A 24,094-nucleotide genomic window follows, 5' to 3' on the forward strand; every position below is an offset into this window, starting at 1 on the left:
ACGACGGCGGCCCGCCGGGGTCTCCCCCGACGGGCCGCCGTGCTCACCGCTGCGATCAGGCGCCGTAGCCCTGGCCGCGGTGGTGCTCGTTCAGCCGGTGCCACGGGCCGGTGATGGCGAGCTGGATGCCCGGCACCTGGATGTTGGCGAACAGCGTCCTGCCGTCGTCCGAGAAGGTCACTCCGGTGAACTCGCTGAACTCCGGCTTCTCCGCCGTGCCGATGTTCAGGTCGTTGCGGGCGATCGGGTAGGTCAGGCCGTCCTCGGTCGCGCCGAACAGGTGGCTGACACCCTCGCCGTCCTCGGCGATCACGATGCCGCCGTACGGCGAGACGGTGATGTTGTCCGGGCCGTCGTAGTTGTCGTGGTCACCGAACACGTCGGTGTTCACGCCGAGCAGCACCTTGAGGGTGATGGTGCGGCGGACCGGGTTGTAGAACCACACCTGGCCGTCGTGCTGCAGCGGGCTCTCCGAACGGGCGAAGCTGGAGACGAAGTGGAAGCCGCCGTCACCCCACCACATGCCCTCCAGCTTGCGGGCGCGGGTCACCTCGCCGTCCTTGAACTGCTTGCGGACGGAGACCGTCCGGGCGTCGCGGTCCTCGACCTTGACCCAGTCCACGCCGTACGTGGTGCCGACCTTGGTGGCGCGCGACAGGTCGTCGATGAACTTGCCCTGCGAGTCGAAGACCTTGAAGGCCTCCAGCACACCGGCGTCCGCGGCCAGCGCGCGCAGCTTGTAGCGGCCGTGCTTGAAGCCGGCCGGCGGGGTCCAGCGGAACAGCAGTCCGTTCGGGTTGGACGCGTCCTCGGTCAGGTACACGTGACCGCGCTTCGGGTCCACCACGACGGCCTCGTGCGCGTAGCGGCCGAAGGCCTTCACCGGCTGCGGGTTGAGGTTGTACTCGTCGTCGAAGGGGTCGACCTCGAAGATGTAGCCGTGGTCCTTGGTGAAGCCGTTCTTGCCGGCCTTGTCCTCGGTCTCCTCGCCGCTCAGCCAGGTGCCCCACGGGGTGACGCCACCCGCGCAGTTGGTGGCGGTGCCGGCGATGCCGACCCACTCCTCGACCGTGCCGTCGGCCTTGGCGTGCACGACGGTGCAGCCGCCGGCCGCGCCCGGGTCGTAGACGTGACCCTCGGTCAACGGCACCGGGTTCGGCCAGTTGGCGCGGGCGCCGGCCAGCTCGTGGTTGACGACCAGCAGGTTGCCGCCGCGCTCGTCCTCGAAGGCGGAGGTGCCGTCGTGGTTGCTCGGGGTGAACTCGCCGGTCTTCAGCTTGGTGACACCGGCGCGGGTGATCACCTTGTACTTGAAGCCCTTGGGCAGGGCCAGCAGGTTCTCCGGGTCGGCGAGCAGCGGGCCGTAGCCGACGGCGGCACGCTCGGCGTCGGCGGTCTCGGCGGCCTGCGCCTCCCCACCGACCGGAGCGGCGATCGCGCCCGGGGCGGTGGCCAGCGCCTCGGCACTGCCCGCGATCAGCACACCGGCGCCGACGAGGGTGGAACGGTTGACGAAGTCCCGACGGGACAGCGACATGGCAGTCACTCCTGAGGGTTGGCCGTCCGCCCGGTGCGGAATCCCCGGTGCGCGGCGAGCGGGTGTCGAGAAGGAACGTCGACGCCGAGCAGACTGTGCCCCGCGGGTGAACCTCAGGTGAATCCGACACCGCGCCGGAGTGGTCATTTGCCGACCGTATCCGAATGCATGACTCACACTTTGCCAAAGCCCGACCGGGCGCCCCACCACCCACCGGGCCCCGCCGTCTACGCCCCGTCAGCCCGTCAGCCCGCCGGGCCGCCGGGCCGCCGGGCCGCCGGGCCGCCGGGCCGCCGCCTCAGCGGATGCTGCGCTCCAGCCGCCACTGCTCCCAGGCGGACAGCCAGACCTGCTCGGCCAGCCGGCGCGCGGCGCCGCCGCTCCCGTCCTCGTCGGTCCGGTCCGGCCCGCCGTTCCACAGCTGCTCCCAGGCCCGCTGGGCGGGCAGGCTCGGCACCTCGCTGGCGAACACGGTGTACCGGACGACCTCCTCCACGGCGTCCCGCCCGTCGGGCGTGCCGACCGCCCAGTCGGTGTTCCGGGCCAGCCTGGTCAGGTGGTTGACCATCGCCGCCACCGCCTCGGCGGCCTCCTCCCGGGTCTCCGAGGCCAGCCTCATCTGCTGGCGCACGGCGGCCTCCCAGCGGACGGCGCCGACCTCGCCGCGCAGCCGGCGGGGCAGCCGCGGGGTACGCCGGGCACGTACCTGTGCGTCGATCGCCATCGACTCGGCGATGTTGTGCTCGATCAGCTCCCGGTGAGCCTCCAGCCCGACGGCGGGGGCGAGTTCACGCTCCTCGACCGGGACGTCCAGGCCGCGCCGGGCGGCCAGCCGGCGCATCAGCTCGGTGCGGCCCAGGATGTAGCGCTCGAAGTCCTCGATCCTCGCCAGCTCGACCGCGCCCGGCGGCACCCCCCGGCCGCAGACCGTGACGGTCAGACCGTCCACCCGCAGCCGGCCGGCCCAGACCGCCCCGGCCTCCAGCAGCGGACCGGGCGCGAGGCCCGCGCCCGGGACGGCCTCCGGACGGCGGTCCTCGTGGATCTGCAGCGCGCGGGGCTCGCCCTCCACGGTGATCCACTCCCGCAGCGCCCGGACGACGCCGGGGCCGTCGCCCTCGTCGATGCCGAGCTGCTCGTAGAGGCGGTCCCGCTCGTCCTCGACCACGTCCTCCAGATCCGGCAGCGCCTCACCGTGCTCGGCGCCCGGCCGGTAGGTGCGCACGCTCAGGTAGGGGCCGTCGGCCGAGGTCCAGTCACCGGTGCGGACCTCCACCCAGCTGAGTTCGCCGTCGCAGCTCTCGAAGGCGGCAAGAGCCTCGCTGTGCAGGGGCGCGCCCTCGGCCGCCCGCGCCCGGCCGAGCCGCTCCGCGGTGGCCCGGCAGGCGATGCGCCCCACCCCGTACACCGGGAAGTCCGCCTCCGCGATCGTCCGTCGGGAGAACGCCTCCTGGCCGGCGTAGCGGTCGTCCGGGTCCTGGGGCCTGCTCCCGCTCTCTCGCATCATGTTCCGCCGCACCCCCGTGTCCTCGCCGTACCCGCCTGTGCCCCGCCCGGCCGTCCGGCCGCCCGGCCGGCGCCCGCACGACGCCCGCCCAACGATACGACGGGCCGACCTGCCGGGTCATCAGCCGCCCCCGGACGAGCGGCCCGGGCAGCCGGCGGCGACGCACCGGCCGCGTTCCGGACGCCCTGTCAGTCACCGTGCCTACGCTGGCGGCATGACAGCAACCGACGAGTTCCCGGCCCGTATCAGCATCGTCACCCTCGGGGTCTCGGACCTCGACCGCAGCGCCGGCTTCTACGAGCGGCTCGGTTGGCGCCGCTCGGCCAAGTCCAGCCCCGAGATCGTCTGGTTCCGCACCGCCGACTCCGTCCTCGGCCTGTTCCCGTACGAGGAGCTGGCCGCCGACGCGGGCGTCCCCGCCACCGGCGAGCCGTCCTTCCGAGGGGTGACCCTCGCGGTGAACCTGGAATCACCCGAACGGGTGGACGCCGCGCTGAAGGTGGCGGTGGAGGCCGGCGCCACGGTGGTCAAGCCGCCGGCCGCCACATCCTGGGGCGGCTACTCCGGCTACTTCGAGGACCCGGACGGGCACCTGTGGGAGCTGGCCCACAACCCGTTCTTCCCGTTCACCGAGACCGGCCAGCTCGACCTGGCGTAGGACCGCGGCACGGCCCGCGGCACAGTCCGGCACGACACGGCCGGCCGCCGCCCGCCCGCCGGGCACCGCCGGCGCCGCGCGCCGCCCCCTCAGGTCCGGTCCGTCCGAGCCCGGCCGTCCGGCCCGGAGCCGGGCAGGACCAGACCGGACCGGACCGGACGGGGGCCTAGTTCTTCGACCGGGCCTTGAACGCGGCCTTCCGGGCCTCCTTGGCGACCTGCCGGTCCAGGTGCAGCTCGCCGACCGCGTCCAGCACGTCCGCCGTGTTCGGGTGGTCGACCCGCCACAGCTCGCCGAAGTAGCTCGCGGGGTTGTCCGTCACCGGCAGCCCGGTGACCAGCTCGCGCAGGGTGCCGGCGTCGCCGCCACTGTCGAGCAGGTGGGCGGCGAAGGTGTCCACCACCGTCCAGAGCACCATCGGCCGCTCGGGCGCCGGTACGTCCGCGACGCCCGCGGCCGCCAGCCAGGCCCGGGCCGCGCCACCCAGCTCCGGGTCGTCCAGCACCTCCCGTACGGCGGGCTCGGCCGGGCTGCCCAGCTGGTCCAGCGCCAGCCGGCAGAGCAGCCGCCGCAGCGGGGCGTAGGTGTCGACGCCACGCGCCGCCGCCAGCAGTTCGCGCGCCGCCGGCAGCGGCTCACGCCCCTCCAGCCACTCGCGGATCTCCTCCTCGGGCAGCACGTTGGCGGACTCGGCCACCGCGGTCAGCAGTTCGGCCGCGTCGCCCTGGGCCAGCTCGCCGACCAGCGGGGCGTCGTAGCCGTCCTCCAACAGCCACTGCCGCACGGCGTAGACCCCGAGCGGGGTCAGCCGGACCAGTCCGAAGCGGGCCGACTCGGCCTCGTCCAGCGGCTCGTCGCCGGCCGGCGCGGGCGTCTCGCCGTCCTCCTCGTCGAAGAGCTCCGGGTCGATCGGGCGGTAGACGAGCAGGCCCAGCTCGGCCAGGTCGCCGAGCATCGGGTCCAGCGCCACCATGACGTCGGTGATGTCGCCGAGCAGCTCCTCGCTCGGCTCCTCCCCCTCGGGCACCACCAGCAGCGCGGCCAGCACCCCGAGCGGCACGGTCTCGGTGCCGGGCTCGGCGAACGCGGTGGTCTCGTAGAGCACCTGGAGGGCCTCGTCGAGCAGCTCGGCGGCGGCGTCGCGGGACTCCTCGACCTCGGCCAGCCGGGCCTCGTCCTCCTCCGGGCTCTCCTCGGCCTCGTCCTCCTCCTCGCCCTCGGCGGGCAACGAGTCGGCCTCGGCGGCCAGCTCGCGGACGATGCCGGCGGCGGTCAGCCACAGCTCCAGGACGGTCTCCGGGTCACCCTGCTCGGCGGGCTCCAGGTCCGGCCCGGGGATCGCCACGTGCTCGCCGGCCGCGGTGGTGCCGATCTCCACGAGGTCCAGGTCGCAGGCCAGCGACCAGGCCCGCATCGCCTCGACGACCTCTTCCTCGGCCACCTCGCCCTCGGCCGCGGCCAGGCCCAGCAGCCGGGCGGCGGGCTCGCGGTCCGCCTCGGTCAGGTCGCCGAACTCGTCCACCGCCCGGTGCGGGGCCGTCCAGCGGGACAGCTTCAGCGCGTACCCGAGCATCGGGACGGCCAGCGCCTCGGCCGTCAGCTCCTGCTCCGAGGGCAGCCGGACGGGCGGCACCAGGACGGCGGCGTCGTCGAGGTCCTCGTCGTCCAGACCATGCGCCGCGAAGGCGCCGTAGAGGTCCTCCAGGGCGAAGTCGGCCGGCAGCAGGCCCTCGGCAGGGTGTTCGCCGGGCCCGGCCGCCGACGGGTTGTCAGGATTCTTGCGACGTCGTCCGGCCATGGTGTGCGCGTTCTCCCTACAGAGACCTGTCAGCCAACCGGTCCAGCCTCAGCTGTGTGTACCGGCCTATCGGCCCAGCGTATCGGTCGGGCACCGCCGATGCCCCGCCTCCGGGGGCGCGCGCCGCAGCGCACGCCGACCGCGTATCCTTCGACAGGCGCCGCGCACACCCCGCGCGCGCCCCCGGGCAACGAAGCCCACCCTCCCCCAGGCCCGTAACGGGCGGCGGGGCCCACGCACACCCGCTCCGCCAGGGAGCCCCGCACCGAGGCCACCACCAGAGCGCCGCAGGACGGGCGCATCGGCACACCCGCCGACCCATGGTGGCGCCCGGCCACAGGAGACCCCTGACATGGCGGACCTCTCCCCCGCCGGCTCCGGCCTGCCCTCCGCGCCCTTCCCCGGGCGCCACGGCAGCGGACGCCGGCTCTCGGAGGCCTTGCTCCCCCTGGAGCTCGCACCACGCACGCAGCTCCAGCTCGCCGCCGTCAGCCGCTGGAACGCGGTACGCGGCATCCGCGTCGGCCTCTGTGCCGCCGCCCTCCTGTTCCTCCTGATCGGCGCCAATCTGGCCACCCCGATCTACCCCTACCTGCAGTCCCGGCTCGGCCTGACCGCACTGGACACCACGGTCCTGTTCACCGTGTACGTCTTCGCGCTCGTCCCGGTGCTCGCCGCCGTGGGCCACTGGTCCGACCTGCTGGGGCGGCGGGCGCTGATCCTGCCCGCCGTGGCGCTGGCCGCCGGCGGGGACGCGATCTTCGCGACCGCCGGGAGCTTCTGGCAGCTGGCCGCGGGCCGCGCCGTCCAGGGCATCGCGGTCGGCATGTCCACCGGCGCCGCCGGCGCGGCCCTCGGCGACCTGCTGCCCGAGCGCCCCACCCTGGCCGCCAAGCTCACCCTGGCCTGCTCGGCCGGCGGCGTCGCGCTCGGCCCGATCGTCGGCGCCGTGCTCTCCGACGGCGGTCTCGCCGGCGGCGACAACCCGCTGCTCACGCCCTTCCTGGTGCACGCCGTCGCGCTGCTCGCGCTGTGCGTCCCGCTGGCCCTGGTGCACCCCCGGATGCCCGGCCGCCGGCGCCCGCCGGCCTCACCGCCGCGCGTCACCACCCCCGCGCACCTGCGCCCGCGCCGCCTCGCCCTGCCCGCGAGCGGCCGCCGGGAGTTCCTGCTCGCGGCCGGCGCCGGCTTCGTCTCGTACGCGGTCTTCGGCGTCTACCTCAGCCTCGCACCCGCCTTCTCCGCGAAGCTGCTGCACAGCGGCTCGCACCTGACCGGCGCGGTGGTCGCGGCCCTGCTGCTCGGCTCCTCGGCCGCCGTCCAGCTGCTGGTGCCGCCCACCTCGGACCGGCTGGTGATCGCGCTCGGGATGACCGGTCTCGCGGCCGGCCTGGCCCTGGTGGTCGCCGCCCAGTACACCGGCACCCCGGCGCTGCTCTTCATCGGCAGCGTGCTCGGCGGCGCCTGCCAGGGGGTGGCCTTCCGCTCGCTGTTCACCAGCGCGGTCGCCGCGATGGACCCGGAGCGCAGGGGCGGCGAGCTGAGCACCCTGTGGGTGATCGTCTACCTGGGCAGCTCGCTGCCGATCGTGGCCGTCGGCGCGCTGACCCAGCACTACGGCCTGCTGCCCGCGGTGAGCGGCTTCGGGGTGGTCGCCGCCCTGGCCTGCCTGACCCTCGCGGGGGCCGTGCTGCGGCGCCCGGCGCGGTAGCCCGCGGCCGGCCCGGGCGCGGTGGCCGGCGGCCCGCCGGCGGCGCTCAGGCCGCCTCGGCCGCCGCCTTCACGGCGGCCAGCCACTGCTCGTGCTGGGTGCGCAGCCGCTCCCGGCCGAACAGGACGGCGACCACCGGCGCGGCCATCGACTCCTCGATCCGGAGCAGCGTAGCGCCGTCCCCGGTGGGGGTCAGGACGTGCCGGTCGACGGCCTTGACGCCCATCGCCAGGCCCGTCCAGGTGAGTTCGCGGCCCGGGTCGACCACCGCGAACCGGGAGGTGATCCTGGTCGAGCCCATCGCCCAGACGAACCGGGCGTCCTCCCGCACCCCGTCCGCCAGCTCCAGCACCCGGTGGGCGGGCAGGAAGCGGTGCCAGCCGGCGACGTCGGCGACGACCGCCCAGACCCGCTCGACGGGCGCCTCGATCCGGGTCTGCGAGGCGGAGGCCACCGGCGCCCGGTCGTCGATCCGGCCCTGCTTGGCGTACTCGGTGTGCAGGGTCGCCAGCGACGGGCCCGCGTAGAACAGCTTCATGGTGATCCCCCTTCGATCGAGAGCGGTGCTCTCACTTGAGAGCAATGCTCTCTCGTGCGCCCGTCATCGTCAAGAGCACCGCTCTCTTTTCCGTGCACCGCTCTGCTAGCGTGCTGTCCATGACCGCGAGCCGCACCGCCCGAGCCGACGTCCGCGCCGAGCTGACCAGGCAGATCACCGACATCGCCCGGCGCCAGCTCGCCACCGAAGGAGCCGGCGGCCTCTCCCTGCGCGCCGTCGCCCGCGAGATGGGCATGGTCTCCTCGGCGGTCTACCGCTACTTCGCCTCCCGCGACGAGCTGCTCACCGCCCTGATCATCGACGGCTACCAGGCCGTCGGCGCGGCGGTGGAGCAGGCCGACGCGAGCCGCCCCGCCGAGGACCACGCCGGCCGCTGGCTGGCCGTCTGCCGGGCCCTGCGCGGCTGGGCGGTGGCCCACCCGCACGAGTACGCCCTGCTGCACGGCTCCCCCGTGCCCGGCTACCACGCGCCGGCGGACACCCTGGCCCCCGCGATGCGCACCACCCTCGTGCTCGGCGGCCTGGTCGCCGACGCCCACCGGGCCGGGGCGATCACCCCGCCGGCCGGCCTTCCCACACCCCCGGCCGTCCTCACCGAGGACGCCGAGCGGGTCCGCCAGGTGATGCCCGGCGTCCCCGACGACACCGTCCTGCGCGCCCTGACCGCCTGGACGGGCGTCCACGGGTGGCTCGGCTTCGAGCTCTTCGGCCAGTTCACCGGCTCGGTCCTGAACCTCCCCGAGGCCTTCGACCACACCGCGCGCACCCTCGGCACGCTGATCGGGTTCCGGCCCGCACCGGCCGGCTGACCGCGCCCGCCCGCGGGCCGGGCCCCGCCGCATCCGGGAACGACAAAGCCGCGCGGACCGGAAGGTCCACGCGGCAGTGTCGTAACGGAGTAACGGTGCTCAGACGTTGAAGCCGAGCGCGCGCAGCTGCTCGCGGCCGTCGTCGGTGATCTTGTCCGGGCCCCACGGCGGCATCCAGACCCAGTTGATCCGCAGGTCCTGGACGAGGCCGTCGGTGGCGGTCTTCGCCTGGTCCTCGATGACGTCGGTCAGCGGGCAGGCCGCCGAGGTGAGCGTCATGTCGATGGTGGCCACGTCGGACTCGTCGATGTGGATGCCGTAGATCAGGCCCAGGTTGACCACGTCGATACCCAGCTCGGGGTCGACGACGTCCATCAGGGCCTCGGTGAGGTCCTCGACGGAGACGGTGCCCGCCGTGGTGCCGACGATGACCGTCGGACCCTCGGTGGCAACGGTCTCCGCAGGGGTGGCGGCAGCCGGGGAGGCCGCCTCCGGGGCCGTGGTGCTGGTCTCGGTGTCACTCATACGTGTGTCCTCCTCTGCTGCTTCAGTCGTTGACGGCGGGGTGCTGCGCGAGCGCCTGGGCGGTGGCGTCCTTCCAGGCCATCCAGCTCAGCAGCGCGCACTTCACCCGCGCCGGGTACTTGGAGACACCGGCGAACGCGACCGCGTCCTCCAGCACCTCCTCGTCGCCCTCGGCCTGGCCCTTGCTCTGCATCAGCTCCAGGAAGGCCTCCTGGATGAGCTGGCCCTCGCCGACGGTCTTGCCGACCACCAGGTCGTTCAGCACCGAGGCGCTGGCCTGGCTGATCGAGCAGCCCTGCGACTCGTAGCTGATGTCCGCGACCGTCGAGCCGTCCAGCCGGACCCGCAGGGTGATCTCGTCACCGCAGGTCGGGTTGACGTGATGCACCTCGGCGTCGCCGTCCCGCAGCCCCTTGCCGTGGGGGTTGCGGTAGTGGTCCAGGATGATCTCCTGGTACATGGAGTCGAGCTTCATGCCCGCGGCTCCCTTCCGATGCCTCAGCCGAAGAAGTTCCGGACGTGGTGCAGGCCGTCGACGAGGGCGTCGACATCGGCCGGCGTCGAGTACAGGTAGAACGACGCCCGGGTGGTCGCCGGAATTCCGTACCGCAGGCAGACCGGCCGCGCGCAGTGGTGGCCGACGCGCACGGCGATGCCCTGCTCGTCCAGCACCTGGCCCACGTCGTGCGGGTGGATGTCACCCAGCACGAAGGAGATCGCGGCGCCGCGGTCGACCGCCGACCGGGGGCCGATGATCCGCAGGTCCGGGATCTCCAGCAGCCGCTCGACGGCGTACTCGGTGATCGCGTGCTCGTGCGCGGCGATCCGGTCCATGCCGATGGCCGACAGGTAGTCGATGGCCGCGCCCAGCCCGACCGCCTGCGCGATCGGCGGGGTGCCCGCCTCGAACTTGTGCGGCGCCGGGGCGTAGGTGGACGAGCCCATCGTGACGGTCTCGATCATCTCGCCGCCGCCGAGGAACGGCGGGAGGTCCTCCAGCAGCTCCTGGCGGCCCCAGAGGACGCCGATGCCGGTCGGGGCCAGCATCTTGTGGCCGGTGAAGGCGACGAAGTCGGCCTCCAGCGCCTGGACGTCCAGCACCATGTGCGGGGCGGCCTGCGAGGCGTCGATCAGCACCAGGGCGCCGACCGCCTGGGCGCGGCGGACGATCGCCTCGACCGGGTTGACGGTGCCCATCAGGTTGGAGACCAGCGTGAACGAGACGATCTTCGTCTTCTCGTTGATCAGCTCGTCGAGGTTCGACAGGTCGAGCCGGCCCTCGTCGGTCAGCCCGAACCACTTCAGCTTCGCGCCGGTGCGCTGCGAGAGCAGCTGCCACGGAACGATGTTGGAGTGGTGCTCCATCTCGGTGATGACGATCTCGGCGTCGGCGTCGACCTTGTACGGCTCGTCCGCCCAGCCCAGCATGTTGGCGACCAGGTTGAGCGACTCCGAGGCGTTCTTGGTGAAGATCACCTCGTCCCGGCTCGGCGCGTTGATGAACGCCGCGACCTTGTCACGCGCGCCCTCGTACAGGGCCGTGGCCTCCTCGGCCAGGACGTGCACGCCGCGGTGCACGTTGGCGTTGTGCCGCTCGTAGTACGCGTTCAGCGCGTCGAGCACCTGACGGGGCTTCTGCGAGGTCGCCGCGTTGTCGAGGTAGACCAGCGGCTTGCCGTCGTGCAGCACCCGCTGCAGGATCGGGAAGTCCTTGCGGAGCGAGTCGCCGAACTCCTGCGCCTCGGCCAGCGGACCGGTCAGCGCACGCGCCGAGCCAGAATCGATTGTCACTCGGAAGCGCCACCCTTCACGTAGGACTCGTAGCCCTCGTTCTCCAGCTTGTCGGCCAGCTCCGCGCCGCCGGACTCGACGATGCGGCCGGCCGAGAAGACGTGGACGTAGTCGGGCTTGATGTACTTCAGGATGCGGGTGTAGTGCGTGACCAGCAGGGTGCCGACCTCGCCGCTGGAGGCGACCCGGTTGATGCCCTCGGAGACCTGGCGCAGCGCGTCGACGTCCAGGCCGGAGTCGGTCTCGTCGAGGATCGCGATCTTCGGCTTGAGCAGCTCCAGCTGGAGGATCTCGTGGCGCTTCTTCTCGCCGCCGGAGAAGCCCTCGTTGACGTTGCGCTCGGCGAAGGCCGGGTCCATGTGCAGGGCGGCCATCGCCTCCTTGACCTCCTTCACCCACAGCCGCAGCTTGGGGGCCTCGCCGCGGACGGCGGTGGCGGCGGTGCGCAGGAAGTTGGAGACCGAGACGCCGGGGACCTCGACCGGGTACTGCATGGCCAGGAAGACGCCGGCGCGGGCCCGCTCGTCGACGGTCATGTCGAGCACGTTCTCACCGTCGAGCAGCACCGAACCGCTGGTCACCGTGTACTTCGGGTGACCGGCCAGCGAGTACGCGAGGGTCGACTTGCCGGAGCCGTTCGGACCCATGATCGCGTGGGTCTCGCCCTGCTTCACGGTGAGGTCGACGCCGCGGAGGATCTCGCGCGGGCCGTTCTCGGCCTCGACGGAGACGTGCAGGTCACGGATTTCAAGCGTTGCCATGGGGACTCAGGACTCCTGGTTGACGGAGACGAGCACATCGTCCCCTTCGATCTTTACGGGGTAGACAGGGACCGGCTTGGTGGCGGGCAGGCCCGAGGGCTTGCCGGAGCGCAGGTCGAAGCTGGAGCCGTGCAGCCAGCACTCGATCATGCAGTCCTCGACCTCGCCCTCCGAGAGCGACACGTTCGCGTGCGAGCAGATGTCGTTGATCGCGAACACCTCGCCCTCGGTACGGACGATCGCGACCGGGACACCGTTGAGGTCCACACGCTTGGGCTCGTCCTCGGCCAGGTCGCTGAGCGAACAGGCGCGGAGAAAGCTCATCAGACGTTCGCTTCCAGCTCGGCCTCGATCTTCTCCAGCAGGTGGTCCTGGATCTCGGCGACGCCGATCTGCTGGACCAGCTCCGCGAAGAAGCCGCGGACCACCAGGCGGCGGGCCTCCTCGGCCGGGATGCCGCGCGCCTGCAGGTAGAAGAGCTGCTCGTCGTCGAAGCGGCCGGTCGCCGAGGCGTGGCCGGCGCCGACGATCTCGCCGGTCTCGATCTCCAGGTTCGGGATCGAGTCGACCCGGGCGCCGTCGGTGAGCACCAGGTTGCGGTTGTGCTCGTAGGTGTCGGTGCCCTCGGCGGCGGCGCGGATCAGCACGTCGCCGACCCAGACCGCGTGCGCGTCCTTGCCCTGCAGGGCGCCCTTGTAGACCACGTTGGAGCGGCAGTGCGGGGTGTCGTGGTCGATGACCAGACGGTGCTCCAGGTGCTGGCCGGCGTCCGCGAAGTACAGGCCGAACAGGTCGGCCTCGCCGCCGGGGGCGGCGTAGGTGACCCGCGGGTGGATCCGGACCACGTCGCCGCCGAAGGTGACCACGACGGACTTGAGCGAGGCGTCCCGGCCGACCAGGGCGGTCTGCTGGGCGAGGTGCACCGCGTCGCGGTCCCAGTCCTGGACCGAGACGAAGGTCAGCTTGGCGCCGTCGCCGACCAGCAGCTCGACGTTGGCGGCCCGGGTGCCGGTACCGGTGTGGTTGATCACCACGACGGCCTCGGCGAACGGCTTGACGTCGATCACCACGTGGGCGAAACGGGTGCCGCCCTCGCCGTGCACGTCGATCTTCACCGGCTCGGTGAGCACCGTCTCCTTGGGAACGGTGACGACCAGCGCCTGCTCGAAGGCGCTGAACGCCTGCGCGGCGACCCGGTCGACCGGCTTGCCGGCCTTGCCCAGGCGGTCGTCGTCGCGGCCGACCTGCTCGGCGGTGACGCCGTCCGGCAGGCCCAGCTCCACCTTGTCCACGCCCTTGGCGTCGGCGGCGGCGGTGCCGTCGTGCAGCCCGGCCAGGCGGTGCAGCGGGGTGAACCGCCAGTCCTCCTCGCGGCCGGTGGGCACCGGGAAGTCGTTCACGTCGTACGAGGGCTTGACCGTGACGCGGGCGTCGATCGGCTGCTGGACGCTCGCGCGGCCCGTGCCGGGACCGGCCAGCTTCTCGCCGGCGCCGGACGTGCCGACCTCGATGGACCCGGCGGTCGTGGAGCCGGTGCTGTTGTTGACGTCAGCCATGGCTGTCGTGTTGCTCTCTTCCTGAAAGTTCTCGACTGGACTTCGCGCGGCTGACGTCAGCCGACGGAGCCCTCCATCTGCAGCTCGATCAGCCGGTTCAGCTCCAGCGCGTACTCCATCGGGAGCTCGCGGGCGATCGGCTCGACGAAGCCACGGACGATCATCGCCATCGCCTCGAACTCGGTCATGCCCCGGCTCATCAGGTAGAAGAGCTGGTCCTCGCTGACCTTGGAGACGGTGGCCTCGTGGCCCATCGACACGTCGTCCTCGCGGACGTCCACGTACGGGTACGTGTCCGAGCGGGAGATGGTGTCCACCAGCAGCGCGTCGCAGAGCACGTTGGACTTCGCGCCCTTGGAGCCCTCGCCGATCTCGATCAGGCCGCGGTACGAGGTGCGGCCACCGCCACGCGCCACCGACTTGGAGACGATGTTCGAGGAGGTGTTCGGTGCCATGTGGACCATCTTGGCGCCGGCGTCCTGGTGCTGGCCCTCGCCCGCGAAGGCGATCGACAGCGTCTCGCCCTTGGCGTGCTCGCCCATCAGGTAGACGGCCGGGTACTTCATGGTGACCTTGGAACCGATGTTGCCGTCGATCCACTCCATGGTCGCGCCCTCGTACGCCACGGCGCGCTTGGTGACCAGGTTGTAGACGTTGTTCGACCAGTTCTGGATCGTCGTGTAGCGGCAGCGGCCGCCCTTCTTGACGATGATCTCGACCACGGCGCTGTGCAGCGAGTCCGAGGAGTAGATCGGCGCGGTGCAGCCCTCGACGTAGTGGACGTAGGCGTCCTCGTCGACGATGATCAGCGTCCGCTCGAACTGGCCCATGTTCTCGGTGTTGATCCGGAAGTAGGCCTGCAGCGGGATCTCCACGTTGACGCCCTTGGGCACGTAGATGAAGGACCCGCCGGACCACACGGCCGTGTTCAGCGCGGCGAACTTGTTGTCGCCGGCCGGGATGACCGTGCCGAAGTACTCCTCGAAGATCTCCGGGTGCTCCTTGAGCGCGGTGTCCGTGTCCATGAAGATCACACCCTGAGCCTCGAGCTCTTCGTTGATCTGGTGGTAGACCACCTCGGACTCGTACTGCGCGGCGACACCGGCGACCAGGCGCTGCTTCTCCGCCTCCGGGATGCCCAGCTTGTCGTAGGTCGCCTTGATGTCGGCGGGCAGGTCCTCCCAGGACTCCGCCTGCTTCTCGGTCGACCGCACGAAGTACTTGATGTTGTCGAAGTCGATGCCGGTGAGGTCGGAGCCCCAGGTCGGCATGGGCTTCTTGCCGAAGAGCTTCAGGCCCTTGAGGCGCAGGTTCAGCATCCACTCGGACTCGGACTTCTTCGAGGAGATGTCGCGCACGACCTCTTCGCTGAGGCCGCGCTTGGCCACGGCGCCGGCCGCGTCCGGGTCCGACCAGCCGTACTCGTAGGTGCCCAGGCCTTCGAGCTCCGGGTGCGAAACGATGTCAGTCATGCGAGGTTCCTCCGCGCGGACGCAGGTTCCGGATCAGTGAGTGGCGTACCGGCAGTCGGCACCGCACCGGGCGTCCGCGACTTCGCGGACGACGATGCGGCACCGGGTGCCGGCACATAGGTGGTGCAGACCCCGTCGCCGTGGGCGATCGTGGCCAGCCGTTGCACATGGGTGCCCAGGAGTTGGGAGAAGAACTCGGTCTCCGCCTCGCAGAGCTGCGGGAACTGCTCGGCGATGTGCGCGACCGGGCAGTGGTGCTGGCAGAGCTGAGCGCCCGCCGGGCTGTTGGACGCCGTCGCGGACGGCACCCGCCGCACCGTGGCAGCGTACCCGTCGGCACTCAGGGCCTGCGCGAGTGCCTCGGTCCGCTGGTCGGCCGAGGCCTGCTCCAGCGCTCCGAGATACCTCTCGCCCTGCTTGCCGAAGCGGGCCCGGGCGAAGGCGGCAACCGCCTCCTCGCCCGCCTTGCCGCCGCCCACCGCGTCGGAGATCCAGCGCAGTGCGTCGGCGGCGAGCTGGTCGTACGCCTGGTAGAAGGCGTCCCGGCCGGACTCGGTGAGACCGAAGACCTTGGCCGGACGGCCCCGGCCCCGGCTGCCGTAGACCCGCTGCTCGCGGGACTCGACCAGACCGGCGGCGGCCAGGCCGTCCAGGTGGCGGCGCACGGCGGCGGCCGTGAGGCCGAGCCGGCTCGCCAGGTCGGCGGCGGAGGAGGGGCCGTGGTCCAGAATCGAACGGGCGACCCGGTCACGGGTGGCCCGATGGCCCTCCAGCAGCACCTCGGCCGCGGTTTCGGGCACGGCGCAACCGGGGGCCGACTCGGCCTCCTGCTGCTGATTCCGCTCCCGCATGTTTTTCACAACACCAGTGTTGCGTAATTACTTCCGGAAGGACAAGCCGTGATCCACGCCTCATGGGTGGCCTCAGTCACGCAGGTAAGGCTTACCTGACCTGCGGAAACGATCACCGAGGCCCTGTGCGGACCCCGTGTGAAGGCCTCCTAGACTCGCCGGTATGCACGCAGACCCCGACCGTCCGCAGCCCGCAGTCGAGATCGCCGGGCTGGTCAAGCGCTACGGCGGCAAGACCGCGGTGGACGGCCTCGACCTCGTCGTCGAACGCGGCAGCATCACCGCGGTGCTCGGCCCCAACGGCGCCGGCAAGACCACCACGATCGAAACCTGCGAGGGCTACCGGCGCCCCGACGCCGGCACCGTCCGCGTCCTCGGCCTCGACCCCGTCACCCAGGGCGCCCTGCTCCGCCCCCGGATCGGCGTGATGCTCCAGTCCGGCGGCGTGTACGCCGGCGCCCGCGCCGTCGAGATGCTCCGGCACACCGCCAAGCTGCACGCCGACCCGCTGGACGTCCCCGAGCTGGTCGAACGCCTCGGCCTCGGCTCCTGCGGCCGCACCACCTACCGCCGGCTCTCCGGCGGCCAGCAGCAGCGCCTCGCCCTCGCCATGGCCGTGGTCGGCCGCCCCGAACTCGTCTTCCTGGACGAACCCACCGCCGGCCTCGACCCGCAGGCCCGTCGCGCCACCTGGGAGCTCGTCCGCGACCTGCGCCGCGACGGCGTCACCGTGGTCGTCACCACCCACCACATGGACGAGGCCGACCAGCTCGCCGACCAGGTCGCCATCGTCGACCACGGCAAGGTCGTCGCCACCGGCACCCCCGACGCCCTCCGCCGCGGCGGCGCCGAGGACAGCCTGCGCTTCGACGGCCCCGCCGGCCTCGACCTCGGCTCCCTGCTCAAGGTGCTCCCGGACGGCGCCGCCGTCACCGAACCCACCCCCGGCAGCTACCGCGTCGAAGCCCCCGTCGACCCCCAGCTGCTCGCCACCGTCACCACCTGGTGCGCGGCCTCCGGCATCCTGCCGGAACGGCTGACGGTGCAACGCCCCAGCCTCGAAGACGTCTTCCTCGACCTGACCGGACGGGACCTCCGCTCGTGACCGACCAGACCACCCGGCCGCTCCCGACCGACCGCGCCACCCGGCCCGAATACACCCCCCGGCCCGGCGCCGCCCCCATCCCCCGGATGCTGCTCGCCCAGACCGCCTTCGAGACGAAGATGCTGCTGCGCAACGGCGAGCAGCTGCTGCTGACGGTGATCATCCCCAGCGTCCTGCTGGTCCTCTTCAGCGCCGTCGACATCGTCGCCGTCGACGGCCCCGGCAAGCGCGTGGACTTCCTCGCCCCCGGCCTGCTCGCCCTCGCCGTGCTGTCCACCGCCTTCACCGGCCAGGCCATCGCCACCGGCTTCGAACGCCGCTACGGCGTCCTCAAGCGCCTCGGCGCCAGCCCGCTCCCCCGCTGGGCCCTGCTCACCGCCAAGACCGGCTGCGTGCTGGTCACCGAGGCCCTCCAGGTCGCCCTGCTGACCGCCATCGCGCTGGCCCTCGGCTGGTCCCCGCACGGGCTCGCCACACCGCAGGGGGCACTGGCCGTCGCCGCCCTGCTCGTCCTCGGCACCGCCGCCTTCTCCGGCCTCGGCCTGCTGATGGCCGGCACCCTGCGCGCCGAAGCCACCCTGGCCGCCGCCAACCTGGTCTTCATCCTGCTGCTGCTGGCCGGCGGCGTGATCGTCCCGCTGTCGAAGTTCCCCGCCGCCGTCCAGCGCGTCCTGGAACTCCTCCCGATCAACGCCCTCTCGGACGGCCTGCGGGCCGTCCTCCAGCAGGGCGCCGGCGTGCCCTGGGGCGACCTTGGGATCCTGGGCGTCTGGTCCGTCCTGGGGCTTGCGGCGGCGGCGCGGTTCTTCCGCTGGGAGTAGCGGCCCGCGGCACGCTCCGCGGCTACGGGCGCGGGCCCTTCTTCTCCACCTCGATACGCAGGCCCGCCGAGTCTTCGGCCAGCCATCCGCAGTACGTGGCGAATCCATGTGCCTGCCGTCAGGAACGGATTCCTGGGCCAAGGTCAGCAGATGCCGAGCCGTGGAGATCAGGCCCGCCGGATTCCCGGAGACCACGACGGTCGGCTCCGGTGACCTCCAGGCGGAGCACCGATTCCTCGTCACACCAACTCACCGCACCGGTACTCGGGGAGTAGTCCTGAACCTCGACGACAACGTCGGAGGTGGGCGGCTGCCCATCCAGATCCATGCCGTCCACGGATGCCATCCCGGTTCCTCCGCGCGCTGCGCCATTGATCAACCACTCACAGCCTCCCCGGCAAGTCACCGGAAACCGCAACGCCGCCGCTTTCGATCTTCCAGAAGATACTGTCGCCATCTTCGTCGTCACTCACGAGGAACAGCCCCGACACCTCTTCCACGGCATTGGCGACAGCAGAGATCTGGCTGAACACAAACTGGACTCCCTGGACCCTCATGGCGGCACCGAAGAACACATGCCCGGCCCCATTGATAGCCGTTTCGGGATAAATCCAGCCCTCCATGTACAGGTCAACCTGATCCGCCCCCAGGAAGAATTCGGCCGACCTCGCGGAGTGATCGGCCACGATTCTGCGAATCACCGACCAATCTTCCTCATCACAGTCGATGAAGCCTCGCACGTCATAGAATCTGGACATTTCTAATTATGCCCCAGACCTTCGACCACAGCCCCACCCTTACGCTCGACATATTTCCTCACGTCAGGATGGGCTCCGTATTTGAACCAGTATTCAAATGAAATGCCCATTTCAGCTGCCGTCTCCGCCGTCCAGTTGATCTGCTTTCTCGTGCTTTTGCTAAGGAAATTGTGCGGCTTATTCACCGCACTCCACGTACGCTTGACCTGGATCAGCAAATCATCGGTCACGGAATCCACCTCCCTAGGGCCGATAATTTTTGACTTTCCGCCCGTGATAGCACGAACCTGGTCTTCGTAGTGGACATCGGCGGCTTCCTTCCACTTTCCACTCCTGAGCAGATCGCGCGCCTTGTCCGACAGGGTACGCGGAAGCTTTGATTCTTGATAAGGGGAAAGCCCCAGTGGGTCCGCCCAGGCAAGGGGATTGTGGACGTAGGAGTCCGCGTTGGGCGCGGCTACCAGCCCCAGCGGGTCCGGACTGGCGTACCGCGCCGTCTCCGGGTCGTAGTAGCGGTGGACGTTGTAGTGCAGGCGGGTCTCGGGGTCGAAGTACTGGCCGGGGAAGCGCAGGGGTGTGTAGGTGGTGCTGCTGCTGGGCCAGGTGGTGTTGCCCCAGAGGGTGGGGGTGGTGCGCCAGGCGATGGTGCCGGTGGCGGGGTCGACCAGCTCCGTCGGGGTGCCGACGAGGTCGGTGACGATGGCGAAGAAGCGGCGGTCGACCTCGGCCTGGGCGGTTCCGGGGGTGGTGATGGTCTCGGTCTGGGCGAGGGGCTGGAGGCCCTTGTGGTCCCAGCTGAGGGTGTGCGGGCCGGGGAGGTAGGGGGCGTGGGTGGTCTGCTCGGCGAGGGTGGGGCCGTCCCAGGTGAAATCGGTCCGTTCCTCGACGGCAGCGCCGTCGGCGGCGAGGCGTTGCTTGGCGGTCCGGCGGCCGAAGGGGTCGTAGAGGTAGCGCCAGCGGGTGCCGTCGGGGGTGGTGACGGCGGTGAGGCGGTCCTCGGCGTCCCAGGCGTAGTGCCAGCTGTCGGGCTTGCGGTCGAGGCGGGTCTTCTGACGCAGGGTGATGCGCCCGGCGTCGTCGTACTCGTAGCGGATGCGGCCGGCGGTGGTGAGCCGGGTGCCCGTGTAGGTGCGCGGGCCGAGGGCGGCGCGGGTGGCGCCGGTGGCGGGCCAGTGGGCGTCGGTGAGGTTGCCGGCCGGATCGTAGGCGTAGGACTCGGTCCAGCCGGCGGCGCGCACGGCGGTGACGCGACCGGCGGCGTCGAGGTCGAAGGTGCGGCGGCCGGACAACAGGTCGTCGACGCCGGTGAGGCTGCCGTCGGCGCGGTAGGTGTAGCCGCGTCGCTGGAGGGTCTGGACGGCGGTTCCCAGCGTCTGGCCGGTGAGCCGGTGGTCGGCGTTCCAGGTGCTGGCCAGCGTGAGGTCACCGCCGAAGCCACGAGAGTACTCGCGGCCCGCCGCGTCGTACGCGAAGTCGAGGGTGCCGCCGGGTGTGGCGAGGGCGGTGGGGTGACCGGCTGCGTCGTAGGTCCAGGTACTGGTGTGTCCGGCGGGGGTGGTTCGACGGGTGCGGCGCCCGAGGGCGTCCCGGGTGTGGGTGAGGGTGCGGCCGTTGACGGTCTCGGTGAGCAGGTTGCCCAGGACGTCGACGGTACGGACCAGCTCGGTACCGGGACCGCTGGCGCGGAGCAGGTGACCGGCCCGGTCGTAGGCGTAGGTGGTGAGCAGCCCGGCGGCGTCCTTGGCGATGGTGCGGCCGAGCACGTCGTAGGTGTACCGGATCCGCTGGCCGAGCGGGTTGGTACGGGTGACGAGCTGACCGGCGGCGTCCAGTCGGTATCCGACCGTCCGCTGCTGGAAGTCGCTCTCGGCGACCAGCCGACCGGCCGCGTCGTAGGTGTAGTTCCAGGTCTGGCCGACGGCGTTGGTGACGGCGGTCAGCTGCAGCTGTGCGTCGTGGGTGAAGACGTGCCGGACACCGTCCGGTCCGGTGCGGGCGGCCAGCGTCTCGAAGTCCGTGTACTCGCAGCTGGTGACCTGGCCGAGGGGGTCGACATGGGTCAGCAGGTTGCCCTCCCCGTCGTACGTCCAGGACTCGGCGGCGCCGTCGGGTGCGGTGCGCGAGGCGGGGTACCCCTCCGTGGTCCAGGTCATCAGGGTGGTGCCGCCGAGGGCGTCCGTCACCGCGACGGTGCGGCCGAAGGCGTCCCGCTCGTAGCGCTGCACGGAGCCGGACGGCTCGGTGACCTCGATCGGCAGTCCGGCCGCGTTGCATCGGACAAGGGTCACGTGTCCGAGCGCATCGGTGACGGAGGCCAGGTGCCCGAGGTCGTCGTAGGCGTAACGGGTGACGGCCCCGGAGGGGTCCGTGAGGGTGGTCCGCCGGCCCGCCTCGTCGTAGGTCTGGCGCCAGGTGGCTCCGCCGGCCTCCACGATCACCGACGGCAGGCTGAGTTCCGTGGCGTAGGCCGCGAGCGACTGCGCGCCGTCCGGGCGGGTGACGGCTACCAGGTCGCCGGCGCCGTCGTACTCGAAACGCGTGGTGCGGCCCAGCGGGTCCGTCTCGGCGAGCAGCCGGTCGTACTCGTCGCGCTCGAAGCGCGTGGTGTTCCCGAGCGGGTCGGTCCGGGCGACGACCTGGGCGTGCTCGTTGACGTGGTGGAGCGTGGTGTGGCCCAGGGCGTTGGTCTCCGCGTTGACCCGGATCCCGGTCTCCGGGTCCGGCTCCCCGTACTCGAAGTGGAACCGGAGCCAACCGCCGCGGCCGCCCTCGTCGACCACGCGGCCGAGGCGGTCGTAGGTGTAGGTGTAGTGGCTGTCGTTGCGGTCGGTCCAGGAGACGATCCGGCCCTGGGCGTCGTTGGCGAAACGCATCGGCAGGCCGGAGGAGTTGTAGACCTCGGAGAGGTGACCGTCGGTGTAGCCGTAGCGGACCAGGACCTCGTCCCGGCGGTCGGGACCGGCCCCCACCAGCCGGAGTTCGGTGATGCGCCGACCGCTCGTCCGCACCAGGAGACGGTAGCCGCCGGAGTGGGTCAGGGAGAGCGGGGTGCCCTCCGCGTCGTAGGCGTAGTCGAGGTGGCGCCCCGAGCGGTCGCGGACCCTGGTCAGCAGCGCGCTGTCGCCCTCGGGGGTACGGGTGAACTCCCGGACCAGGCCCCGCGAGACGTCAGTGAGCGTGAAATCGCCGTACTCGTCGACATCGAGATCGGTGCGGGCTCCGGCGCTCGCCCGGGTGGGCAGTCCCGGCACCGGGTGGGGGTAGCGCTGGGAGACCCGCTCCGGGCCCAGGTAGATGACCCCCTCGGCGTCGATCTCCAGCCGCTCGTCGAAGGTGCAGACCCAACGTGGGCCCATCCAGCGTCCGGCCTGGTAGCCGGACTCGAAGGTGCGGGTGAAGAGCAGCGGCAGGGAACCGGCCAGCGAGACGTCCGTCTGGTCGACGAACATCCGCCCGGTCGCCACGTCGACGGGCTCGCCGCCCTCGCAGATCGCGTCGTCGGCCCGGCCCGCCTCCCTCGGCCTCTCGACCTGCTTCCTCGCCGCCGCCTTCTCCGCGTCCCGCACGGCAGTCCGCTTCGCGGCTGCCTCGGCGCTGTCGCGGCCGAGGCCGAGGGCGGTGCGTTTGGCGGCGGACGCGGCTGTGCTGCCGCCGCCGGTGACGGCCCCGGAGGCGAAGTCGAAGAAGAGTTTGCCGCCGGCCTCGCTCGGATCCTTGCCCCAGCCGGAGCCGAGCAGTGACGTGGCCACCCGGTCGGGGTGGTTGGCGGCGCCGAGCAGGCTGGTGGCGGTGGTGTTGACCGAGGTGGCGAACTCGGCGGGGTGGGTGATGTTGTAGACGTCCATCGGGTTGAGGGTCCGGGCGAAGCGGAGGGTGTCCGCCGCTCCCTTGGCGAAACCACCCGCGAAGTGGGTGAGCTCGACGCTGCCGCCGACCATGGCGTCGGCGTAGTCCTTGCCCGCCCGGTGCAGGAAGTCCGGCTTGCCCGGTGCGGTGGCGGTGGCCGCTTCCACGGCTGTCCTCGCTGTCCGGGCCGCTTCGGTGCGCTGCTTGCGGGCGGCCGCGAGGAGGTCCTGGGCGCGTTTGCGGTCCCCCTCGCCCGGGTCCTGGAACGCGCCGGGCGAGGTGGGAACGGTGCCCGGGTCCGTCCCGGCGTCGATCTTGGCGTTGTAGGCCCGGACGTCCTTGCGATAGGCCTCGGCCTTCCGGTTGTAGGCGTCCGCGGCCTGCTCGTACGCCTTCGTGCCGCGCTCGTACAGCTCGACGGCTTCGGCCGCCTGCCCCTGGGCCCAGGTGACCGTCTTCGCGTACGACTCCAGGGCGCCGGCCGCGGCACCGCAGGCCTCGCCGGCCACGATCCACTTGCGTGGCTGGCCGTCGAACTTGGCGCGGAACGCGTCAGCCGCCGCACCCTTCCAGTGGTCGGAGTCGAGCCGGGTCAGGCCCTGGCCGGTCGAATCGAAGGCCCTCTCGAAGTCCCGCAGGTGCGAGACGCGCTCGCCGATCGCGTCGACGTCGCCGCGCAGCAGTTCCCTCGGGTCCTTGGTCCGTCCGAGTTGCTCCTCCCCCACCTGGGCGCCGAGGCTGTCGGCCACCCGGTCGCCGAAGTCGTCGACCATGTCGGCGGCGCCTTCGAGGCCCACCGACTCCAGTGCGTCCCCGACCAGGTGCGTGCCGGCTCCGACAGCCTTGCCGACGAACTTCTGCCCGTCGTGGACGAGGCCACCGAGCCCGTCACCGGCCTTGCTGACGAAATCCCCGAACCCCATCAGTGCTCCCCCTCCCCAGCGGCCTGCCCCTCGGCAGGCTTCGGCGGCCGGGGCCCGAACACCTGGTCCTGCACGGCCCGGTACTCGGCACCCTTGCCGGCCAGGTCGGCGGCCTTCTCCTGGAGCCCGAGCGGCCCGTTGGAGAGGTCGCGGCCGGCCTCCTTCCACGCCGTGCCGATCCGGTCACCGGATTTGCCGAAGGACTCGGCCGAGTAGTCGGCATGCTCGATCTGGGTCCACGGGTTGTCCGCGCCGATCTGCCCCCAGGTCTTCTGCTCGGCGTCCTCCCCGGTGAGGTGCGGGTTGCCCATCGCGGCGGAGGCGATGTTCTTGGCGACACCACTGAGGTACTGCTCCTGCTCGTGGTAGAGCCCCGCCGACAGTCCCAGCCGGACGGCGATCTCGTTGCCGTCCTGCACCAGCGTGCGCACCCCCCACTCCCAGCGGTCACAGAATCCGGCGAACGCGCCCTGCAGCTCGCCGTCACCCATGGCGAGGCCGGACAGCTCCAGCATCGAGAAGCCGCGGCCGGTCACCGCCGAGCCGGTGACGCCGAGTTCCTTGAGCTCGGCGATGGCCGCGTCGATGCCCTTGGCTGCCAGCTGCAAGGCCTGCGGGTCGACCTGGAAACCGGTCACCGGGACTGCCCCCGTCCGTCCGGTGCGGCGCTCCCGGGCACGATTCCGGTGAGCGGCGGGAAGAACAGCGGGTACGGGCCGGCCACGTCCACCACGACCCCCGCCGGCACGTCGAGGGCGGGGATCACCGCATCGAGCAGCCGTGCGCCGTGGACGGTCAGGTGGTCCCATCGGCCGTCCGGCCGGTCCGCCGCGCGCTCCTTGGCGAAGGGGCCGAAGGCCTCCTCCCCGGTAAACACGAACACCCGGCGCACGCCGCCCGACCCGGCCGTCCAGAGACCGTCCCCGACCGTCGGCGCGAGCACCGTCGTACGTCTGAACTCGCCCGGCAGGGAGGGCCCGTCGCCCCGCCCCGCGTGCATGTCGGCGATCCGCTCCGCAAGCCCCACCGCGCTCACCGCACCCCCCGGTACGTCGACGACGTCTTCCATTCGATCACGACGCACCCGCGCCCCGGGCCGGTTCCGG

General features: G+C 71.7%; 21 protein-coding genes. 5 read left to right on the forward strand and 16 right to left on the reverse strand.

Annotated elements, in window-relative coordinates; genetic code table 11:
- Positions 1–55: 55 nt before the first annotated feature.
- Entirely contained in the window at positions 56–1,537 is a 1,482-nt protein-coding gene (locus OG689_RS13480) for an alkaline phosphatase PhoX (protein WP_266320407.1), read from the reverse strand.
- A gap of 298 nt (positions 1,538–1,835) precedes the next feature.
- Entirely contained in the window at positions 1,836–3,044 is a 1,209-nt protein-coding gene (locus tag OG689_RS13485) for a hypothetical protein (protein ID WP_266320408.1), read from the reverse strand.
- A 214-nt stretch (positions 3,045–3,258) separates the two neighbouring features.
- On the opposite strand from OG689_RS13485, the gene OG689_RS13490 reads away from it, so the two are divergent.
- Entirely contained in the window at positions 3,259–3,702 is a 444-nt protein-coding gene (locus tag OG689_RS13490; protein ID WP_266320410.1) for a VOC family protein, read from the forward strand.
- A gap of 166 nt (positions 3,703–3,868) precedes the next feature.
- Here the strand turns inward: OG689_RS13490 and OG689_RS13495 are convergent, their stop codons facing one another.
- Positions 3,869–5,500 (reverse strand): hypothetical protein, encoded by a 1,632-nt coding sequence (locus OG689_RS13495; RefSeq protein WP_266320412.1) that lies wholly within the window; start codon positions 5,498–5,500, stop codon positions 3,869–3,871.
- 352 nt (positions 5,501–5,852) lie between these two features.
- Between OG689_RS13495 and OG689_RS13500 the strand changes: the two genes are divergently transcribed.
- On the forward strand, positions 5,853–7,211 hold the full coding sequence (locus OG689_RS13500) for an MFS transporter (RefSeq protein ID WP_266320414.1): 1,359 nt from the start codon (positions 5,853–5,855) through the stop codon (positions 7,209–7,211).
- Positions 7,212–7,257: 46 nt separating this feature from the next.
- Here OG689_RS13500 and OG689_RS13505 read toward each other — a convergent pair whose 3' ends face one another.
- Positions 7,258–7,749 (reverse strand): SRPBCC family protein, encoded by a 492-nt coding sequence (locus OG689_RS13505; protein WP_266320416.1) that lies wholly within the window; start codon positions 7,747–7,749, stop codon positions 7,258–7,260.
- 119 nt (positions 7,750–7,868) lie between these two features.
- Between OG689_RS13505 and OG689_RS13510 the strand changes: the two genes are divergently transcribed.
- Complete coding sequence (locus tag OG689_RS13510; protein WP_266320417.1) at positions 7,869–8,579, forward strand: TetR/AcrR family transcriptional regulator; 711 nt, start codon at positions 7,869–7,871, stop codon at positions 8,577–8,579.
- Between the two features lie 99 nt (positions 8,580–8,678).
- Here the strand turns inward: OG689_RS13510 and OG689_RS13515 are convergent, their stop codons facing one another.
- The 8 genes from OG689_RS13515 to OG689_RS13550 form a co-directional block, all read right to left on the reverse strand.
- Entirely contained in the window at positions 8,679–9,008 is a 330-nt protein-coding gene (locus tag OG689_RS13515; protein WP_030290234.1) for a metal-sulfur cluster assembly factor, read from the reverse strand.
- A 118-nt stretch (positions 9,009–9,126) separates the two neighbouring features.
- The gene (gene sufU / locus OG689_RS13520) at positions 9,127–9,579 is read right to left on the reverse strand and encodes a Fe-S cluster assembly sulfur transfer protein SufU (protein WP_266320418.1); all 453 of its coding nucleotides are present in this window, start codon (positions 9,577–9,579) and stop codon (positions 9,127–9,129) included.
- 23 nt (positions 9,580–9,602) lie between these two features.
- Positions 9,603–10,889: a cysteine desulfurase gene (locus OG689_RS13525; RefSeq protein WP_323189382.1), complete on the reverse strand. Its 1,287-nt coding sequence runs from the start codon at positions 10,887–10,889 to the stop codon at positions 9,603–9,605.
- Positions 10,890–10,891: 2 nt separating this feature from the next.
- Positions 10,892–11,656, reverse strand: a complete 765-nt coding sequence (sufC, locus tag OG689_RS13530) for a Fe-S cluster assembly ATPase SufC (RefSeq protein ID WP_073928865.1) — start codon at positions 11,654–11,656, stop codon at positions 10,892–10,894.
- 6 nt (positions 11,657–11,662) lie between these two features.
- Positions 11,663–11,980 (reverse strand): bifunctional 3-phenylpropionate/cinnamic acid dioxygenase ferredoxin subunit, encoded by a 318-nt coding sequence (locus OG689_RS13535; RefSeq protein ID WP_073928866.1) that lies wholly within the window; start codon positions 11,978–11,980, stop codon positions 11,663–11,665.
- Positions 11,980–13,212, reverse strand: a complete 1,233-nt coding sequence (gene sufD, locus OG689_RS13540) for a Fe-S cluster assembly protein SufD (RefSeq protein WP_266320421.1) — start codon at positions 13,210–13,212, stop codon at positions 11,980–11,982. The genes OG689_RS13535 and sufD overlap by 1 nt, the downstream gene beginning before the upstream one ends.
- Positions 13,213–13,268: 56 nt before the next feature.
- On the reverse strand, positions 13,269–14,684 hold the full coding sequence (gene sufB, locus OG689_RS13545; RefSeq protein ID WP_266320422.1) for a Fe-S cluster assembly protein SufB: 1,416 nt from the start codon (positions 14,682–14,684) through the stop codon (positions 13,269–13,271).
- Complete coding sequence (locus OG689_RS13550; RefSeq protein ID WP_266327093.1) at positions 14,681–15,535, reverse strand: helix-turn-helix domain-containing protein; 855 nt, start codon at positions 15,533–15,535, stop codon at positions 14,681–14,683. The genes sufB and OG689_RS13550 overlap by 4 nt, the downstream gene beginning before the upstream one ends.
- 163 nt (positions 15,536–15,698) lie before the next feature.
- Here OG689_RS13550 and OG689_RS13555 point away from each other — a divergent pair, with 163 nt between their 5' ends.
- Together OG689_RS13555 and OG689_RS13560 are read left to right on the forward strand one after the other, a co-directional pair.
- Positions 15,699–16,640: an ABC transporter ATP-binding protein gene (locus OG689_RS13555; protein ID WP_266320423.1), complete on the forward strand. Its 942-nt coding sequence runs from the start codon at positions 15,699–15,701 to the stop codon at positions 16,638–16,640.
- Positions 16,641–16,726: 86 nt separating this feature from the next.
- Positions 16,727–17,461: an ABC transporter permease gene (locus OG689_RS13560; protein WP_266327095.1), complete on the forward strand. Its 735-nt coding sequence runs from the start codon at positions 16,727–16,729 to the stop codon at positions 17,459–17,461.
- 383 nt (positions 17,462–17,844) lie between these two features.
- Here the strand turns inward: OG689_RS13560 and OG689_RS13565 are convergent, their stop codons facing one another.
- Genes OG689_RS13565 through OG689_RS13580 form a run of 4 tightly spaced genes read right to left on the reverse strand, consistent with a single transcriptional unit; the run spans position 17,845 to position 24,057 of the window.
- Positions 17,845–18,201, reverse strand: a complete 357-nt coding sequence (locus tag OG689_RS13565; RefSeq protein ID WP_266320424.1) for a hypothetical protein — start codon at positions 18,199–18,201, stop codon at positions 17,845–17,847.
- 20 nt (positions 18,202–18,221) lie between these two features.
- Positions 18,222–22,988, reverse strand: a complete 4,767-nt coding sequence (locus OG689_RS13570; RefSeq protein ID WP_266320426.1) for a putative T7SS-secreted protein — start codon at positions 22,986–22,988, stop codon at positions 18,222–18,224.
- Complete coding sequence (locus OG689_RS13575) at positions 22,988–23,626, reverse strand: hypothetical protein (RefSeq protein WP_266320427.1); 639 nt, start codon at positions 23,624–23,626, stop codon at positions 22,988–22,990. The genes OG689_RS13570 and OG689_RS13575 overlap by 1 nt, the downstream gene beginning before the upstream one ends.
- Complete coding sequence (locus OG689_RS13580) at positions 23,623–24,057, reverse strand: hypothetical protein (RefSeq protein ID WP_266320428.1); 435 nt, start codon at positions 24,055–24,057, stop codon at positions 23,623–23,625. The genes OG689_RS13575 and OG689_RS13580 overlap by 4 nt, the downstream gene beginning before the upstream one ends.
- Between the last annotated feature and the right edge of the window lie 37 nt (positions 24,058–24,094).

This window comes from Kitasatospora sp. NBC_00240 (genome assembly GCF_026342405.1).
Lineage (GTDB): Bacteria > Actinomycetota > Actinomycetes > Streptomycetales > Streptomycetaceae > Kitasatospora.